At 69.7% G+C, this 17,153-nt stretch carries 11 protein-coding genes; 5 read left to right on the top strand and 6 right to left on the bottom strand.

What is annotated here, in order from left to right; genetic code table 11:
• Positions 1–202 precede the first annotated feature (202 nt).
• Together G6N19_RS14020 and G6N19_RS14015 are read left to right on the top strand one after the other, a co-directional pair.
• Positions 203–2,143 (top strand): flavin-containing monooxygenase, encoded by a 1,941-nt coding sequence (locus G6N19_RS14020; protein WP_193465146.1) that lies wholly within the window; start codon positions 203–205, stop codon positions 2,141–2,143.
• Entirely contained in the window at positions 2,140–2,877 is a 738-nt protein-coding gene (locus G6N19_RS14015; RefSeq protein WP_013830178.1) for an SDR family NAD(P)-dependent oxidoreductase, read from the top strand. Before G6N19_RS14020 ends, G6N19_RS14015 begins: the two co-directional genes overlap by 4 nt.
• Before the next feature lies 1 nt (position 2,878).
• Here G6N19_RS14015 and G6N19_RS14010 read toward each other — a convergent pair whose 3' ends face one another.
• Together G6N19_RS14010 and glmS are read right to left on the bottom strand one after the other, a co-directional pair.
• Positions 2,879–3,433 carry a hypothetical protein gene (locus G6N19_RS14010; RefSeq protein ID WP_133055705.1) on the bottom strand — a complete coding sequence of 185 codons (555 nt, stop codon included), beginning with the start codon at positions 3,431–3,433 and terminating at the stop codon, positions 2,879–2,881.
• Between the two features lie 13 nt (positions 3,434–3,446).
• The gene (gene glmS / locus G6N19_RS14005) at positions 3,447–5,315 is read right to left on the bottom strand and encodes a glutamine--fructose-6-phosphate transaminase (isomerizing) (RefSeq protein WP_193465145.1); all 1,869 of its coding nucleotides are present in this window, start codon (positions 5,313–5,315) and stop codon (positions 3,447–3,449) included.
• A 97-nt stretch (positions 5,316–5,412) separates the two neighbouring features.
• Between glmS and G6N19_RS14000 the strand changes: the two genes are divergently transcribed.
• Complete coding sequence (locus tag G6N19_RS14000) at positions 5,413–6,252, top strand: dienelactone hydrolase family protein (protein ID WP_041318605.1); 840 nt, start codon at positions 5,413–5,415, stop codon at positions 6,250–6,252.
• A gap of 69 nt (positions 6,253–6,321) precedes the next feature.
• Here the strand turns inward: G6N19_RS14000 and gjpA (G6N19_RS13995) are convergent, their stop codons facing one another.
• Positions 6,322–7,452: an outer membrane porin GjpA gene (gene gjpA / locus G6N19_RS13995; protein WP_041318609.1), complete on the bottom strand. Its 1,131-nt coding sequence runs from the start codon at positions 7,450–7,452 to the stop codon at positions 6,322–6,324.
• A 422-nt stretch (positions 7,453–7,874) separates the two neighbouring features.
• On the opposite strand from gjpA (G6N19_RS13995), the gene G6N19_RS13990 reads away from it, so the two are divergent.
• Positions 7,875–8,129 (top strand): hypothetical protein, encoded by a 255-nt coding sequence (locus G6N19_RS13990; protein WP_013830185.1) that lies wholly within the window; start codon positions 7,875–7,877, stop codon positions 8,127–8,129.
• 190 nt (positions 8,130–8,319) lie between these two features.
• On the opposite strand, the gene G6N19_RS13985 is transcribed toward G6N19_RS13990, so the two are convergent.
• A complete protein-coding gene (locus G6N19_RS13985; protein ID WP_013830186.1) occupies positions 8,320–11,067 on the bottom strand; it encodes a PGRS repeat-containing protein in 2,748 nt (915 codons plus the stop codon).
• A gap of 78 nt (positions 11,068–11,145) precedes the next feature.
• A complete protein-coding gene (gene gjpA / locus G6N19_RS13980; protein ID WP_041318615.1) occupies positions 11,146–12,330 on the bottom strand; it encodes an outer membrane porin GjpA in 1,185 nt (394 codons plus the stop codon).
• A gap of 279 nt (positions 12,331–12,609) precedes the next feature.
• Between gjpA (G6N19_RS13980) and G6N19_RS13975 the strand changes: the two genes are divergently transcribed.
• Entirely contained in the window at positions 12,610–13,653 is a 1,044-nt protein-coding gene (locus G6N19_RS13975; protein WP_193465144.1) for an LLM class F420-dependent oxidoreductase, read from the top strand.
• 80 nt (positions 13,654–13,733) lie between these two features.
• On the opposite strand, the gene G6N19_RS13970 is transcribed toward G6N19_RS13975, so the two are convergent.
• Positions 13,734–17,090 carry a PGRS repeat-containing protein gene (locus G6N19_RS13970; protein WP_193465143.1) on the bottom strand — a complete coding sequence of 1,119 codons (3,357 nt, stop codon included), beginning with the start codon at positions 17,088–17,090 and terminating at the stop codon, positions 13,734–13,736.
• Positions 17,091–17,153: the final 63 nt, after the last annotated feature.

Here is a 17,153-nt window from a genome sequence, read left to right as displayed (position 1 = left end):
GGCCCCTTCCTCGCCCTTCCTCAATCCGTCCTGGTCCGTCCTCGTCCTGGCCAGGCTAGTTGCCCGGGCCGGACGGGGCGGGTCAATGGGTAACAGGCCCCCGGTGCCGACTCTTGATCAGCAACGATGGCTCAAGTATCGTCCGAATCAATTTCGCGACGCACAGTAGCGGATCGATGCAGTCCGATGGAAAGGGTCCGAGTTGCCGCGCAACCGCTACGCCGGGGAACCGTTCACCACCGCCGACGCCGATATCGCTGCCGCCTTGGAGCAGGTCTCCATTCCGACCTTGCTGCTGTCGTGCGTGCACATCACCGGCGACCCCCGTTTCATCCGGGAGTTCAAGCAGAACGGGATCTTCCTCAACGAGATTCAGGGGTTCATGTCCGAAGAGGACAAGGCCCGCGCCCGCGCCGAAGCGCTGCCGGTGATCATCGACTACCGCGACCGCGGCTGCCCGCAACCGGCACCGCTGCCCGCCGAGCTGATCAAGGAGATGATGGACTGGGCGGCGTGCGAGACCGTCCCGGACGACTACCTGGGCCTGCTCGCCGAGGAACTCGACCTCACCGGAGTCGACCCCCGCCGCCCCGCACCGCTGCAACCGGAGCGGGCAGCGGAGCTTCCGGTGGTGGTGATCGGCTGCGGCGAATCGGGAGTGTTGGCCGGAATCCGGCTGGCGCAGGCCGGTATTCCCTTCACCATCGTCGAGAAGAATGCCGGCCCGGGCGGCACCTGGTGGGAGAACGATTATCCGGGAGCCCGGGTGGACGTCGCCAACCACTTCTACTGCTTCAGCTTCGAACCCAACAACGATTGGGGGCACTACTTCGCCGAACAGCCGGAACTGCAAGCCTATTTCACCGATGTCATCGCCAAACACGGTCTGGGCCAACATATCCAGTGGAATACCGAGGTGACCGACGCCGCCTGGGATGAGGCCACCGGGACCTGGACGCTGACCACGCGCACCGACGACGGGGCGGTGTCGGCCATGTCGGCGCGCGCGGTGATCACGGCGGTCGGCCAGCTCAACCGCCCGAACCTGCCGGATCTCGACGGCGCGGACAGCTTCACCGGGCCGTCGTTTCACTCCGCGGCCTGGGACCACAGCATCGATCTGACCGGCAAGCGGGTGGCGCTGATCGGGGCGGGCGCCAGCGGATTCCAGATCGCACCGGCGATCGCCGGAAAGGTGGAGCACCTCACGGTGTTTCAGCGCACCGCACAGTGGATGTTCCCCAACCCGATGTATCACGACGCGGTCGGCGACGGGGTGCGCTGGGCACTGGAGCACCTGCCGTTCTACGGCCGCTGGTACCGGTTTCTGCTGCTGTGGCCCGGCGCCGACAAAGGCCTGGAGGCCGCCCGGGTGGACCCGGACTATCCCGACCAGGACTACGCCGTCAGCGAGGTCAACGCGCTGGCCCGGCAGATGTTCACCGGCTGGATCACCGATCAGGTCGGCGACGACGAGGAGCTGTTGGCCAAGGTGCTGCCGGACTATCCGGCCACCGGCAAACGCACCCTGCAGGACAACGGCACCTGGCTCAAAACGCTGCAACGCGACAACGTCGACCTGGTCCGCACCCCGATACGCACGCTCACGCCGAGCGGCGTCCAGACCGACGACGGCGTCCACCGCGAGGTCGACGTAATCGTCTACGCCACCGGGTTTCGGCACACCGACGTGCTGTGGCCGATGCGCATCACCGGCCGTGACGGCACCGATCTGCATGCGCTGTGGGGCCGCCGGCCGTATGCGTACCTGGGCATCACCGTGCCCGGATTCCCGAACTTCTTTCTGCTCTACGGCCCCGGCGCGCATCTGGCGCACGGCGGCAGCCTGATCTTCAACTCGGAGTTGGAGATGCGCTACATCGACGCCTGCCTGGCCAAACTCGCCGAGGAGCAGCTGCACTGCATCGAGCCGACCGCACAGGCGGCAGCCGAATGGCATCGGGTCACGCAGGAGGGCATCAAGAACACGGTGTGGGCACACCCGGCGGTCACGCACTCCTACTTCAAGAACGCCGACGGCGAGATCCACACGGTGAGCCCCTGGCGGCTCGACGAGTACTGGTCGATGGTACGCGAACCGGACTGGTCACAGTTCGTCGTCTGCAAAGGAGCGGTGGAGTGAGCGGAGTCGTCATCACCGGTGCGGCCTCGGGAATCGGCCGGGCGTGCGCCGAGGCGCTGATTGCCGACGGACGTCGGGTTGCGTTGTGGGACATCGCCCCCGGGGTTCTCGAGGTGGCCGACGGGATGGCGATGCCAGGTGCGGTGGTCGACGTCTGCGACGATGCCGCGCTGCCCGCTGCGGTCGCGGCCGCGGCCGATGCGCTCGACGGCATCGACGGACTGGTGCATGCGGCGGGCCGGGTGCTGCCCGAACCGGTGGGCGCCTACACCGGCGAATCCTGGGATGCCGTCATGGATGTCAACCTGCGCGCCCAGGCGATGCTGGTGCAGCTGATGCTGCCACATCTGGAGGCGGTCGCCCGCGCCGGCGGTAGCCCAGCGGTGGTCGGCATCTCCAGCATCGAGGGCCTGACCGCCAACCCCTTCATCCCGGCCTACTGCGCGTCCAAGGCGGGACTGCTGGGGCTGACCCGGTCGATGGCCGCGCAGCTGGGCCCGGCCGGAATCCGGGTCAACGCGATCTGCCCGGGCTTCATCGAGACTCCGATGCTGCAGATCGCACTCGACGTCGAGGAGGTCGCCGCCGGCTTCGTCGCCGCCGCGCCGCTGGGACGCATCGGACAGCCGGCCGAGGTGGCTGCGGCGGTGGCGTTCCTGATGTCGCCGCGGGCGTCGTTCATCACCGGCACCCAGCTCGTCGTCGACGGTGGAGTCACCGCCCGGCATCCGTGAACTAGAACACCCAGCTCTGCGGTGCTGCGATGACGAACCCGTGGATCGCGACGGGACCGTTGTACACGCTGCGGGCAACCTGGGGTTCTTTGAGCACGCAGACCACGTCGGTGGACGGCGGCGTCCCGCAGACCATCGACTGGGCGGGTGAGAGATCCCAGAACGCGATCTTGTGGCCCACCGGAAGCCTCACAGCCGGTGGCGCTCCGGCGCTCCGGTCTTCCGGCGGTGTGTGCACGAAACGGGCGGGCACACTTGACTTCCCGTAGATCCCGGGCAACTGCACGGCCCCGGCGTCCGGCGGCGCCCCCGGAATGTCGCCCGTGCAGTTGATCTCATGGGTGATCCTGCCCTGCCGGGTCCGGCAGACCAGTCCCGAGTCGGTGACAAAGGCCACCGCGGGCAGCCTGGGCAGCTCGCTGACGGAATCGGGCAGCGGCCCGCTGTCGTCGATCAGCGAGTCCACATCTGGGAATACCGGTGTCGCACCGGAATCCGGCGCCGTCACCAGCAGAACGGCTGACGTGACCGCCGCTGCCAATGCCCGCCGTGCCACGCGGATTCAAACCTTATTCGACCGTGACCGACTTGGCCAGGTTGCGCGGCTTGTCGACGTCGTAACCCCGAGCCTGGGCCACCCCGGCGGCGAACACCTGCAGCGGAATGGTCGATAACAGCGGCTGGTAAAGCGTTGGTACGCCCGGGATCTCGATCAGGTGGTCGGCGTAAGGCCGTACCGTCTCGTCGCCCTCCTCGGCGATCACGATGGTGACCGCACCACGGGCTTGGATCTCGCGGATGTTGGAGAGCAGCTTGGAGTGCAGCATCGCCGCGTTCTTGGGCGAAGGCATCACCACGATCACCGGCAGATCGTCCTCGATCAGCGCGATCGGGCCGTGCTTGAGCTCGCCGGCAGCGAAACCTTCGGCGTGCATGTATGCCAGCTCTTTGAGCTTCAAGGCGCCTTCCAGCGCCACCGGGTAGCCGACGTGACGGCCGAGAAAGAGCACCGCACTCGATTTCGCGAACTGCCGCGCCAGCTCGGCCACCGAGTCGATGCCCTCCAGCACGCGCGACACCAGTTCGGGCATCGCTTCCAACTGCAGGTACTCGCGCTCGACCTCGTCGGGGTACTTGGTGCCCCGGGCCTGCGCCAGCGCCAGACCGACCAGATAGTTCGCGGTGATCTGCGCCAGGAACGTCTTCGTCGAGGCGACACCGATCTCCGGGCCGGCGCGGGTGTAGATCACCGCGTCGCACTCGCGCGGGATCTGCGAGCCGTTGGTGTTGCAGACCGCCAGCACCTTCGCCTTCTGTTCTTTGGCGTGCCGGACGGCTTCCAGGGTGTCGGCGGTCTCACCGGACTGGCTGATCGCCACCACCAGGGTGCTGCGGTCCAAAACCGGGTCCCGGTAGCGGAATTCGCTGGCCAGTTCCACCTCCACCGGCAGCCGCGTCCAGTGCTCGATCGCGTACTTGGCCAGCAGGCCGGAGTGATACGCGGTACCGCAGGCCACCACGAACACTTTGTCGATCTCACGCAACTCCTGATCGGAGAGGCGCTGCTCGTCGAGCACGATGCGGCCGTCCTCGAAGTGCCCGAGCAGCGTCTCGGCCACCGCGGTGGGCTGCTCGGCGATCTCCTTGAGCATGAAGTACTCGTAGCCGCCCTTCTCAGCGGCCGACAGGTCCCAATCGATATGAAATGGGCGGGCAGTGCCGGTCATGTCCTGGCCTGCGAAGTCGGTGATGCGGTAGCTGTCCGCGGTGATCACCACCGCCTGGTCCTGGCCGAGCTCGATCGCGTTGCGGGTGTAGGGGATGAACGCCGCCACGTCCGAGCCGAGGAACATCTCACCGTCGCCGATCCCGACCACCAGCGGGGTGGACCGGCGCGCCGCCACGATGGTGCCGGGCTCGTCGGCGTGGGCGAACACCACGGTGAAGTGGCCTTCCAGCCGGCGCACCACGGCCAGCGCCGACGCCACGAAGTCTCCTGCGGTGTCGCCGTGACGGTACGCGCGGGCCAGCAGGTGGACGGTCGCCTCGGTGTCGGTTTCGCTGGTGAATTCCACTCCCTCGCGCTCCAACTCGTCGCGCAGCGCAGTGAAGTTCTCGATGATGCCGTTGTGGACCACGGCGAACTTGGAGGCCGCATCGCGGTGCGGGTGGGCGTTGCGGTCGGTCGGCCGGCCGTGGGTGGCCCAACGGGTGTGGCCCAACCCGGTGCCGCCGACCAGAAGGGCCGGATCGGTGTCGGCCAGCTCGGCTTCCAGGTTGGCTAGCCGGCCGGCGCGGCGGCGGATGGTCAGCTGCCCGACGCCGTCGACGACGGCGATTCCGGCGGAGTCGTAGCCGCGGTATTCCATGCGGCGCAGCGCCTCGACGACGACCTCGCGCGCGGGCCGCTGCCCGACGTAGCCGACGATTCCGCACATAGCTGTTCAGGGTAGTGCAACAGCGGACGTCCCTCAGCAATCGCGCAGGTCAGCGAAGCCCTGACCGTCGCGCGCCGCGGTGCGTTAACGTCATCTGGTGGCCAGCATCAAGCGTCTTTACACCGCACTGACCCGACCCGGTCCGCACCGCGTCCTGCGAGGCGACTTGGCCTATGCCGGGCTGGCCGGCGTGGTGTACACCCCGGCGTCCGGTTACCGGCTTCCCGCGGTGGCGTTCGGCCACGACTGGCTGACCGGAGCGCACCGCTATGCCGGACTGCTAGAGCATCTGGCCTCGTGGGGCATCGTTGCCGCCGCCCCCGACACCTGCCGCGGCCTGGCGCCGTCGGTGCTGGACTCGGCCGCCGACTTGGGCCGTGCGCTGGAGATCGCCACCGAGATCCGGTTGGGGCCGGGGCGTATCAGCGTCGACCGCGCCCGGCTTGCGGTGGCCGGCCACGGCTTCGGCGGTTCGGCCGCGGTGTTCGCCGCCGCCGGGTCGGCGGTGAAGCCCAAAGCGGTAGCGGCGATCTTCCCGACCGTCACCACTCCGCCCGCCGAGCAGGCGGCGGAGATACTGGCTGTGCCCGGCGTGGTGTTCGCCGGCCCCGGCGACGCGAAGGCGCTGCGCTCCAATGCTGTTGAGCTGGCCCACGCCTGGCCGTCGGCGACGCTGCGGGTGATCGCCAAGACCTCCCCTGCCGGCCTGCCGCAGGGCCGTCGGCTGACCGGGTTCTTCGGGCTACCGACCTCCGACCGGCGCACCCAGCGGCGGGTACGCGCTCTGCTGGCCGGATACTTGCTGGCGCAGCTGGTCGGCGACAAGACCTATCGGGAGTTCGCCGACCCGCAAGTGCCGCTTCCGCGTACCGAGCAGCTCGAGGCGCTGCCGGAGCCGGTGAGCCCCGAGGAGAAATTCGTCGCGCTGCTGAAATAGCGGCAGAAGGCAGGCCCAGAAGGCGATCGCGGCCGCCGGGTTCCCGACGGCCGCGATTGCTGGGTGTTCCTAGATGTCGGACAGCAGGTCGCCGAACAGCGACGCGACGCCGGCACCGGCGTCGTCCGCCACGAGGGGGTCGAGGCCGAAGATCGGCGGGGTCTGGACCGCGTCCTTGCCGTCCCAGCCGTTGCCGAGCACCGCTCCCATGGCTTGCTGCCAGCCGACCATCGCAGCGATCGGGCCGACGGCGTAGCTGGGGACGTCGATGTTGAAAGGCCCGGGTATCCCGAGGGCTTCCGGGACGGTGATGTTGAGGCCCAGGGAGCTGAAGATCGAGCCGCCGACCGGGATGACCTCGTTGCCGGCGGCATCGGCGTAGGGGCCGGCACCCACCAGACCGGGGCTCAACAGCCCGCCGAGGGCGAAGTCGAGGTGGTTGATGACGGTGCCGTCCGGCAACAGCCCCGCTGATTCGATCGTCGGTATCAACGCGTCGAGGTCGAGGGTGGCGCCGTTGAGCAAGCCGTCGAGCGGGCTGGCGAGAATCTGCTCGAAACTGTCGCCGTCGGTGATGCTGGCCAGCAGCGCCACCATGGGGCTCAACATCGGGCCGAGCGAACCCATGATCATGCCGCTCAGCGGTGACGACAGGAAGTTCAGAACCTCCGACACCATGTCCGGATCGATATCTTCCGGCAGGAAGCTCGGAAGAACACTCCCGAGGAGGTTATGTCCGATGGTGAGGTCGCCGGTGCCGTCGGTCAGCCCGCCCAGATCGTTGAAGTCATCCAGGGTGTGCGGGGTCACCTGCCCCACGAGCTCGCTGAAGGCATCATCGTCCAGACCGGAGTTGGTCAGCGCGAACGCAGACCCGATCGACGCCAAGTTGGCTTGGAACTCGGCGAGGACGGTACCGGGATCCGATCCGTCCTGCAGCTCCTGCAGGAAACCCTGAATATTGACGATGAACTGCTGAACCCCGACGAACGGCGCTAGCGCGAAATTGTTGTAAAGCTGCGTGAAGTTGGCGGTCGCCTCGCTCATGACGTCGGCAAAACCCCCCGCGGTGAGCTGTACCGACGGCGACTGGATGTCCGACAGAGCGGACAGCGGCGCGGCCACCGGGGTGACGGCGATCATGCCGGCCCCCACAATTGCGACCCCGGCAGTGGCGTAGGGCCGAAGTGGTTGATACATCGAAGATCTCCTCAAATTTCAAGTGCGCGCCCCTTAGGCGCCAGTCCCACTCAGGCCAACGTAGCTGAAATAGAACTGAGAGGCAATGCTGTTGTTCACATCAAAAATCCGCCCCGTCGCACCCCGGCGCCCCGGCTTCCGCGCCCGCCTCTACATCATGAAGCAAATGAAAACCACAGTTCAAAGCCATTTTCCAGCAACCTCGCATGCGCCTAATTCGACTTAGGTTACATTCCGTTGTCGTATGTCTATATCTGTGTAATAGAGTTCAGAATTAAGGAATACTGAGAATGACGTTCCGTGGGCGTGGCTTCCGGGGTCGGCTGCGTAACGGACGGCCGACGCCGCGACCATGCCGACGGCTTCACGCAAGCGGCAGGCCGCGGATCTCAGCCGATATGTTGAGTCCTCGCTGACGCACAGTGATCGATCCACTGCGTCGGCAGGCCGACCGGCAGCACAGCGAGAAGACGGTCGTCACTTCCACCCTCGACGGCGAGAGCGAACACGGGCGGCTGAGCCACGCCGACCTCGACCTGAAGGCGCGGGCGGTCGGGGCCGACCTGCTAGCTCAGCCGGCGACCGGGGCAGCCATGGATCTGGAGGCGATCGCCAAGCGAGCCGGCCTCATGCAGCAGGCGGTCGCTCATCATCAGCTCAAGTCCCGCCAGCGCTGAGGAACAGCCGCGCTGCACGCAGACGGCCGCGAGGCCCGCCGACTGTCCTCGGCGGCGTGGCCCGATCCGCCGCCGAAAGCGGTGTGTCGGGCCCGGGAAGCGCCCGCTCGCGCGAGAAGGGGGCCGCTGAAACGACCGCGGTCGCCGAGTCCCAGTGGACCCGGCGACCGCGGTCGCTCTCAACTGTCGGCTAGGCGCCGGGCGTACCGTTCGCGCCGTCGGCGCCAGCGTTGCCGGCCGTGCCGTCGGTGCCGGGTGTGCCGTCACCGGTCGCAGCCCCGCCCGGGCCTGCTGCACCGGCCGAGCCGCCGGTGCCACCCGAGCCCGCCGCGCCACCGGTGCCGTTACCGGCGCCGCCGGCGCCGTGGGCGCCACCGTTACCGCCGGTCCCGCCGATCGCCCCGTTGCCGCCGTCACCACCGTCGTAGCCGTCGCCGGTGTCGGGGTTGGTGCCACCGGGCCCGCCGGGTCCACCGGCGCCACCGGATCCGCCGGCACCACCGGCACCGCCGTTACCACCGGTCCCGCTGGTGGAGCCGCCGCCGACGCCACCGTTGCCGCCGAGGCCGCCGGCGTTACCGTTGCCGCCGTCGCCGCCGTCACCGTTGGCGCCGCCGGGGAGCAGTGGGATGCCGCTGAGTCCGTCGGCACCCGGGCCACCGTTACCACCGCGACCGCCGGTTCCGCCGGTACCACCGTCACCGGCCGCTGCGGTGCCGCCGGCACCGCCGTTGCCACCGGTACCCGCGGTGACACCGTTACCGCCGGCACCACCGGCTCCGCCGGTCCCGCCGTCGACCGAACCGGCTCCGGAACCGCCGATACCGCCGTCGCCGCCGTCGCCGCCGGCCGCACTGCTGGAGGACGAACCACCGCTACCGCCCGCACCGCCGTTACCGGCATGGCTGGCAGCCCCAAAGCCGGCGGGCGTTGTTGCGCCGGCGGGGATTTCGACGCCGCCGCTGTTACCGCCGGCGCCACCGTTGCCGCCCACACCGCCGTCGGCATTGGTGGACAGGCCTTGGTAGCCGGAGCCACCCTGACCGCCGGAGCCGCCGTTGCCACCGATCGCAGTGCCGTTGCCGCCGGCGCCACCGTCGGCGGCCACACCGGTGGTCCCGCCACTGCTGTCGCCACCGCGACCGCCGGCGCCGCCGTTACCGCCCTGGCTGACAACGTTCGTTCCGGTCGCGCCGTCGGCGCCGTTCGCCGCAGCCCCACCGTTACCGCCGACAGCGGGCCCACCGGCGCTGCCGCCGGCACCACCGGAGCCGCCGTTACCGCCGATGCTCCAGGTGGTGGTGCCGTCACTCCAGCCGAGGCCCTCGCCCGCCGCGCCGCCGTCGCCACCGTCGCCGCCGTTACCGCCACTGCTGAAGCCGCCGCCGCCGCCGTTACCGCCGTTGCCGCCCCGCAGGGTGCCGTCGCCGGCAGCCCCGCCGTTACCGCCATTGCCACTGGTGCCAGTGATGGCGGTGCCGTTGTAGCTGCCGCCCTGGCCGCCCTGGCCGCCGTTACCGCCTCTCGTCGAGACGGTGTTGTCGTCGGTAGCGCCGTTGCCGCCTTGTCCACCGTTGCCGCCATTGCCTGCGGTGCCGACGTCGCTGTTACCGCCGGCACCGCCGGCACCGCCGCTACCGCCGGTACCGGTCGCGCCGAGACCGCCGGTACCGCCGTCACCGCCATTGCCGCTGACGTTGGTGCCGAGCGCTGTACCGCCGCGGCCGCCGAGGCCGCCCTGTCCGCCGTTGTTGCCGTCGCCGGCATCACCGCCGTTTCCACCGTTGCCGGCGTGCTCACCGCCGCCAGCGTCGCCGCCACGGCCGCCCGCGCCGCCATTACCGAGGTAGTTGCCGCTGCCGTCCGTGGCGGCGTCACTGCCCTCGCCGCCATTACCGCCGTCAGCGCCGTCACCGGCTTGTCCTGCGCTGCCGTAGAACGAGCCGGCGTAGTAGTTGGAACCCCGGGCTCCGCCGGCGCCACCGCTACCGCCGGTGCCGCCGGCGCCACCGGTCAGACCGTTCGTACCGTTGTCGCCGACCGCATTACCACCGTCGCCGGCCGTGCCGCCAGCACCACCCTTGCCGCCGTCGCCGAACAGGTAGCCGCTGCGGCCGCCCGCGCCACCGTTGCCACCGGCACCGCCGCTGAGCGCACCGCCGACGCCGCCGTTGGCGCCATCCATACCGGCACCACCGGCGCCACCGGCACCGCCGTTGCCGAAGAACCAGGCCGCGGCCGCGCCGCCGTCACCGCCGGCACCACCGACACCGCCGTCGACGAGTGCGGCGCCACCGGCACCGCCGTTGCCACCGTTGCCCATCCACCAGCCGCCGGCTCCGCCATCACCGCCGGCCGCTCCGGCGCCACCGGCGCCACCATCACCGCCGTTGCCGAGCCAGCCGAGCGCCGCGCCACCGTCGCCGCCGCCCACACCGGCCTGGTCGCTGCTCCAGCCGTCACCGCCGTCGCCGAGCCACAGCCCGCCGTCGCCGCCGTCCGGCGAATCCTCGGTGCCGTCGACACCGTTGCCGATCAAGTACATGCCCGACCAGTCGTTGATCATCCCGTTGATCGACTCACCGAGCGGGTTGGTGATCCAGAGCTGGGTCAAGGTGTGTATCGGCCCGTAGAACCACTGGTCCATGATCCCAGTCCAGGAGAACGGGTCACCGGCTGCGCTGCCCGGGTCGCCGAACAGCGCGTCGAGGTCCCACGTCGTGCCGGCATCACCGGCGTCGGTTGTGGACCACGAGCTGAACAGATCGCCGAAGATATCGCCGAGGTCGAAATCGACGTCGGCATTCGCGGCGGGTGCTGCGGCTAACGGGGCCATCCCGAAAGCCAGGAACGCGCCCACCGCACTGGTGGCGCCGACCACCCGGCTGCGGTTCCGCGCTCGGGTGTTACCGGACTGACTGCTGTCACGACGACTCATTTGCGAACACCTCTCCTATGAAGCGGTTCTGAAAAGCTGTGTTGTAGTTGATTGAGGCAATGTCGGTATGGCTGCGGATCAGATGTCGATGCCGAGCAGCGCGTTGACGATGTCGTCGAGGTCTAGGCCGGCCAGCGCGTCCATAGCCGCGCTCGAGCCGGGATCCACATCCGGGGCCACGCCGCCGTCGTCGAACCAGCTGTCCGGGATGACAGGGAAGCCGATCCCCGGCCACGGTGGGCTGACCTCGACGGGACCCTTGCCGGTCCAGCCGGAGCCGAGCAGCGCCCCGACGGTCTGTCCCCAGGCCTCCCAGGCTGCGATCGGGCCGACGGCGTGGCTGTCGATGGCGATGGGCACTCCGGGCAGGATGCCGGTCTCCAGTGAGATTCCCAGGGCATTGAAGATCGAGCCACCCACGGCAGGGACCTGGACCAGGTCGCCTGCTTGATCGGTCACCTCGTAGGGGCCCACGCCCACCGTGCCGGTGCTGAGCATGCCGCCCAACGCGAAGTCCAGGTGGGTGATGTTGGTGCCCTCCGGCAGCAGGCCCATGTCGTTGATCATCGGGATCAAGGCGTCCAGGTTGAGCTTGGCACCGTTCAGGTAGCCGTCCATCCAGCTCGCCATGATCTGGGTGAAACCTTCACCCTCTTGGATACTGTTCATCATCGCTACCCAGGGGCTCAGCCACGGGCCTATCGACCCGATGATGAGGCCGCTCAGCGGTGAAGCCAGGAAGTCGACGATCGGCGTGACGAACTCGGCTTGATCGGCTGGCAGGAACTGTGGAAGCAGCTGGAAGAGCAGGTCGTGGCCGAACTCCAAAGTGCCCAGGTCCGTCCCGCTCAGGGTGTGGGAGTTCACGATCGCGATGGTGTCTTCCGAAGCGTTCTGCAGGGTGTAACCCGTCATCACCGCATCCAGGTTCGACTGGATCTGCTGCATCACGGTCGGGATCGACGACGGGTCATCGAGTACCGACTGCCAGTACTCCGACTGGTTGGCCATGACCTGCTGGAACGCCACGCCCGGTGCCAGGTAGTAGTTCTGCAGAAGTGTGGTGGCGTTCTGCGAGGCCGCGTTGAACACTTCCGTCCACGGCGCCACCAAGTCGGGGAGGCCGCCCGCGGTGAGCGCGATGTCTCTGGCGGTGGGAACGTTCGCCAGCGGGGCCGCTACCGGGGTGGCCGCGATCAAGCCGGAGCCGACGATCGCGATGCCCGCGGTGATGTAGGGGCGAAGGGATTGCTGCACAACCATCTCCTTTTGTGAGGTGCCGCCCTCGGCGAGCGTCTCAAGGGGCTGCGACGCTGCCGTGTTGCTCCTGAATTCACACTTATTACTGATGTGAAATGGAACACTAGCCGTGAGAAACCTAAGACACAAGCATCTTCGTCAAATATTTCTTGAGCATTTTCAGTGGTCATTGGGGTTTGCGCCTGGTGTAGGCCAGCTTAGATATGCCTTTCCTGAGAATTGAGTGGACAGTTGTGCACTTTTTGGACGCATCTGGGCACATCGAACTGGTATTAGTCGGAGATGCGAATCGGTGTACAGCTCTCCTATGCAGGCGGATTCAAAGAAGCGGCCGAGCAGGTCGTCGAACTCGAGCGGGTCGGGATCGACGTGGTGGCAGTGGCCGAGGCCTACTCGTTCGACGCGGTCAGTCAGCTCGGCTACCTGGCGGCCAAGACCTCACGTGTGGAGCTCGTCTCCGGCGTCGTGCCGATCTATACCCGCACCCCCGCCCTGCTGGCCATGACGGCCGCCGGCCTGGACTTCGTCTCCGATGGCCGGTTTCGGCTCGGTATCGGCACCTCCGGACCACAGGTGGTGGAGGGGTTCCACGGGGTGCCCTTCGACGCCCCGCTGGGGCGCACCCGAGAAGTGGTGGAGATCTGCCGGGCGGTGTGGCGGCGCGAACGGGTGCGCTACGACGGCAAGCACTATCAGCTGCCGTTGCCGGCTGACCGCGGCACCGGGTTGGGCAAGCCCTTGCAGTTGATCAACCACCCGGTACGGGAGGCGATTCCGATCTCCATTGCGTCATTGGGCCCCAAGAACGTCGAGCTGACCGCTGAGATCGCCGACGGCTGGCAGCCGGTGTTCTTTTATCCGGAGCGTGCCGCCGAGGTGTGGGGCGACGCCTTGAAAGCCGGTACGGCCAAGCGGAATCCGACACTCGGGCCGCTCGACATCATGGCCGGAGCGTCACTGGCCATCGGCGACGATGTCGAGGACCGGCTGGCGTGGGCAAAACCTCAGCTGGCGCTCTACATCGGCGGCATGGGAGCCAAAACCCGCAACTTCTACCACAACCTGGCCACCCGCTACGGCTTCGGCGAGGTGGCCGACCGCATCCAAGAGCTGTATCTGTCCGGACGCAAGACCGAGGCGATCAACGCCGTCCCCGACGAGTTGGTGCGACACACCTCGTTGATCGGGCCCCGCGGCCTGGTCGCCGAACGGATCGCGGCCTACGCCGAAGCGGGTGTGACGACGTTGCTTGCCGGGCCACTGGCGAAGGACCCGGGTGAAGCGGTGCGCTTCGTGGCCGAATTGCGTGAGCTGGCGCCGGCCTGACGCGCCGGCCGACTCTAGTCCTCCGACATGACGAACGTCGCCGGGTCTGCCAGGACCCGGCGACGTTCGTCATCAGCCGGTTAGCTACCGGGGTTGCCGTCGCTGCCGTTATTACCCGCGGTGCCGTCTGCTCCAGGAGTACCGCCGCCCTGCCCCGGGTTGCCCTGCCCGGCAGCACCACCGGCGCCACCGGAGCCGAGTGCACCGCCGCCGCCTGCGGAGCCGTCGCTGCCGCCGGTGCTGGTGCCGCCGGTCCCGCCGTCGCCACCGTTGCCGCCGGCCCCACCGTCGGCGCCGTCGCCCCCGTCGAAGCCATTGCCGGTGCTGTCGATCCCGCCGTCGCCGCCGTCACCACCGGCACCGCCACTGCCGCCCGCTCCACCGGTGCCGCCGACGCCGCCGGTGCCGCCAGCCGAGGTGCCGCCGGCCCCGCCCTTACCGCCGTCGCCGCCGGCTCCACCTGCACTGCCGTCGCCACCCGCCGCGTTAGCGGGGCTGGTGCCGTCGACCCCGGCACCGCCGGTGCCGCCGGCTCCACCGACGCCCCCGGCTCCACCGGTGCCGTCCGAACCATCCGCACCGTCTGGGCCGCCGCCGGTGCTCGCACCGCCGGTGCCTCCGCTGCCGGCCGCGCCTCCGACGCCTCCGTCGCCACCGTCGCCGGCCGCCTGGCCGACACCGCTCGCGTTGGTTCCGCCATCACCTCCGGCCCCGCCGGCCCCGCCGACGCCGCCGGCGCCGCCGGTGCCCCCGACGCCTCCGACGTAGCCCGTGCCGCCGTTGCCGGCGTTGCCGCCGACGCCGCCCTTACCACCGCCGGTGCCGTCACCGCCGGTGCCGGTCGCAGAGCTCGAGCCGTCGGTGCCGGCCGCCCCGGCACCGCCGGCGCCGCCGTTGCCGCCCTTGCCGCCGTTGCCCTGGTTTCCGTCGGTACCGGCCGAACCGTCGCTGCCGCTGCCGGTGGCCTCGCCGGCCTGCCCGGCCGTGCCCCCGGCACCGCCCGCGCCGCCATCGCCGCCGTTTCCACCGGCCTGCCCGAGACCAGTGGTCGGGTCGGTGCCGCCGGCTCCGCCGGTGCCGCCGATACCACCGTTACCTCCGTTGCCCCCGTTGCCGGCATTCCCGGCATTGCCGTTCTCGGCGGAGCCGCCGTTGCCGCCGTTGCCGCCGATTCCGCCGGTCGAGCCGTCACCGCCGTCGGCACCGGGCACACCCCTGGCAACACCGGAGACGCCATTGGCGCCGAAGCTCTGATCGCCGCTGCCGCCGTTACCGCCGTTACCGCCGTTACCGCCGTCGGCGATACCGTGCCCGGCTCCGCCGTTGCCGCCGTTGCCGGCGTTGCCCGGGGCGGCGTCGGCCGTGCCGTTGCCGCCATTACCGCCCCTGCCGCCGTCGCCGGCGTGGGTGTTGGTGAGGGTGCCGCTGGTGGCGCCGGCGCTGGCACCGCCATTGCCGCCGTTGCCGCCGTCACCGCCGGGTGTGCTACCGCCGCTGTTGGCGTTACCACCCGCACCGCCGTTACCGCCGATGTAGGTGCCGTTCCCGCCGTTCCCGCCGTTCCCGCCGTCGCCGCCGGGCGCAGCGCCCGCGCCATGGCCGCCTTGACCACCGGCGCCGCCGTTACCGCCGATACTGATGCCGTCGTCGGCGCCGTTACCGCCAGCGCCGCCGTTGCCGCCGATGGGGACCGTCCCGGAGCCACCGGTGAGCGAGGCAGCCGGGCCACCGCTGGCACCACCGTTGCCGCCATTGCCGCCCTGACTGTAGACGGTTCCGGGCGCCACCCCGGTGCTGCCGGTGGCGTCGACCCAGCCGGTGGCGTCGCCACCGTTACCGCCGTCACCGCCGTCACCACCACCGAAGGCTCCCGCGGAGCCGACGCCGCCGGTTCCGCCGTTGCCGCCCTTGAAGGTGCCGGTGCCACCATCGCCGCCGGTACCGGCTTCGCCACCGGTACCGCTGGCGCTGTTGCCGGCCCGGCCACCAGTGCCGCCGTTGCCGCCGGTGGTCTGGATGGTGTCGTCGCCGGTGGCCCCGTTGCCGCCGTGCCCACCGGCCCCACCGGTGCCGGCGGTTCCGGTGTCGCTCGCTCCACCCTGACCGCCGGTACCGCCGTTGCCTGCGACGCCGGCGGCCGTCGCGCTGCCCGTGGCGTCGCCGCCGGAACCGCCCGCGCCACCGTTCCCGCCGGTCAGTACCCCGGTACCGCCAAGCGCGCCGTTGCCGCCCAGACCGCCGTTGATACCGGCCCCACCGTTTCCGCCGGCACCGCCATCACCACCCTCGACCCCGGACCCGCCGGCACCGCCGCCGCCACCCCTGCCGCCATTGCCGAGGAAGCCGCTGGCGTCCTGGTATGCGTCCCCACCGGTGCCGCCGGCACCGCCGTTGCCGCCGTCGGCGTCCTGACCGGCGGCGCCCAGGGAGCCGTCGAACTTGATACCGCCCATACCGCCGCTGCCGCCCGCACCGGCGCTACCACCATTGCCCCCATTCGGGTTGGCGGCGGTGCCGGTGGCGCCCTCGCCGCCGTTGCCGCCCACACCGGCCTGGCCGCCTGCGCCGCCGTTACCCCAGGCGTAACCGCTGCGGCCACCGGTTCCACCGTCGCCGCCGGAACCGCCCGCACCGCCGTTGCCGGTGCCGCCGTTGCCGAAGGTGCCCGCGACGCCGTTGCCGCCGGCCCCGCCGGCCCCGCCGGCCCCGCCGTTGCCGAAGAACCAGGCGACCGAGGCCCCACCGTCGCCGCCGTCGCCGCCGCTGAGCCCGGACGTCAGGGCCGCACCACCGGCGCCACCCGCGCCGCCGTGGCCCATCCACCAGGAGCCGGCGCCACCGGCGCCGCCGTCTGCACCGGCACCGCCGTCACCGCCGGCCCCGCCGTTGCCGAGGATGCCGAGCGCATCGCCGCCATCTCCACCGTCGACACCGGCCGCATCGCTGTCCCAGCCGGCTCCGCCGTCGCCGAACAGCAAGCCACCGTCCCCGCCGTCGGGGTTCAGGGCGGTGCCGTCGACACCATTGCCGATCAGGTAGAGCCCGAACATCCCGTTGATCGAGTTGTTCACCATCTCGCCGAAGTCGCTGGTGATCCAGGCCTGGACACCGGCGTGCAGTGGCTGGTAGAACCACTGGTCCATGATCGCCGTCCACGAGAACGGGTCGTCGGCTGCGCTGCCCGGATCTGCGGCGCCGAACAGTGCGTCGAGGTCCCACGTTGCCGCGGCGTCACCGGGATCGGCGACCGTCCATGAGGACACCAGATCACCGAGCAGATCACCGAGGAAATCGACATCGGCGTGGGCGGCCGGTGCCGCGGCCAACGGGGCCATCCCGAAAGCCAGGAACGCGCCCACCGAACTCGTGGCGCCTGCCACCCGCTTGCGGTAGCGCGATCCGGTGTTTCCAGCCTGGCTGCTGTGACGACGACTCATTTGCGAACACCTCTCCTGTGAAGCGGCTCTGTCGAGCTGTGGTGAAAGTTGTCTGGGCGATTA

Source organism: Mycobacterium novum (genome assembly GCF_010726505.1).
GTDB classification, from domain to species: domain Bacteria; phylum Actinomycetota; class Actinomycetes; order Mycobacteriales; family Mycobacteriaceae; genus Mycobacterium; species Mycobacterium algericum.
The sequence above is the reverse complement of the archived record's forward strand: the minus strand, read 5'-3'. Positions and strand labels throughout refer to the sequence as shown.

Coding starts and splice junctions, on each gene's coding strand:
- glmS (WP_193465145.1), bottom strand. CDS start 5,315: ATGTGCGGAATCGTCGGCTACGTCGGGCAGCGGCCCGCGCGCGAGGTC.
- gjpA (WP_041318609.1), bottom strand. CDS start 7,452: ATGTATCAACCACTTCGGCCCTACGCCACTGCCGGGGTCGCAATTGTG.
- G6N19_RS13985 (WP_013830186.1), bottom strand. CDS start 11,067: ATGAGTCGTCGTGACAGCAGTCAGTCCGGTAACACCCGAGCGCGGAAC.
- gjpA (WP_041318615.1), bottom strand. CDS start 12,330: ATGGTTGTGCAGCAATCCCTTCGCCCCTACATCACCGCGGGCATCGCG.
- G6N19_RS13975 (WP_193465144.1), top strand. CDS start 12,610: ATGCGAATCGGTGTACAGCTCTCCTATGCAGGCGGATTCAAAGAAGCG.
- G6N19_RS13970 (WP_193465143.1), bottom strand. CDS start 17,090: ATGAGTCGTCGTCACAGCAGCCAGGCTGGAAACACCGGATCGCGCTAC.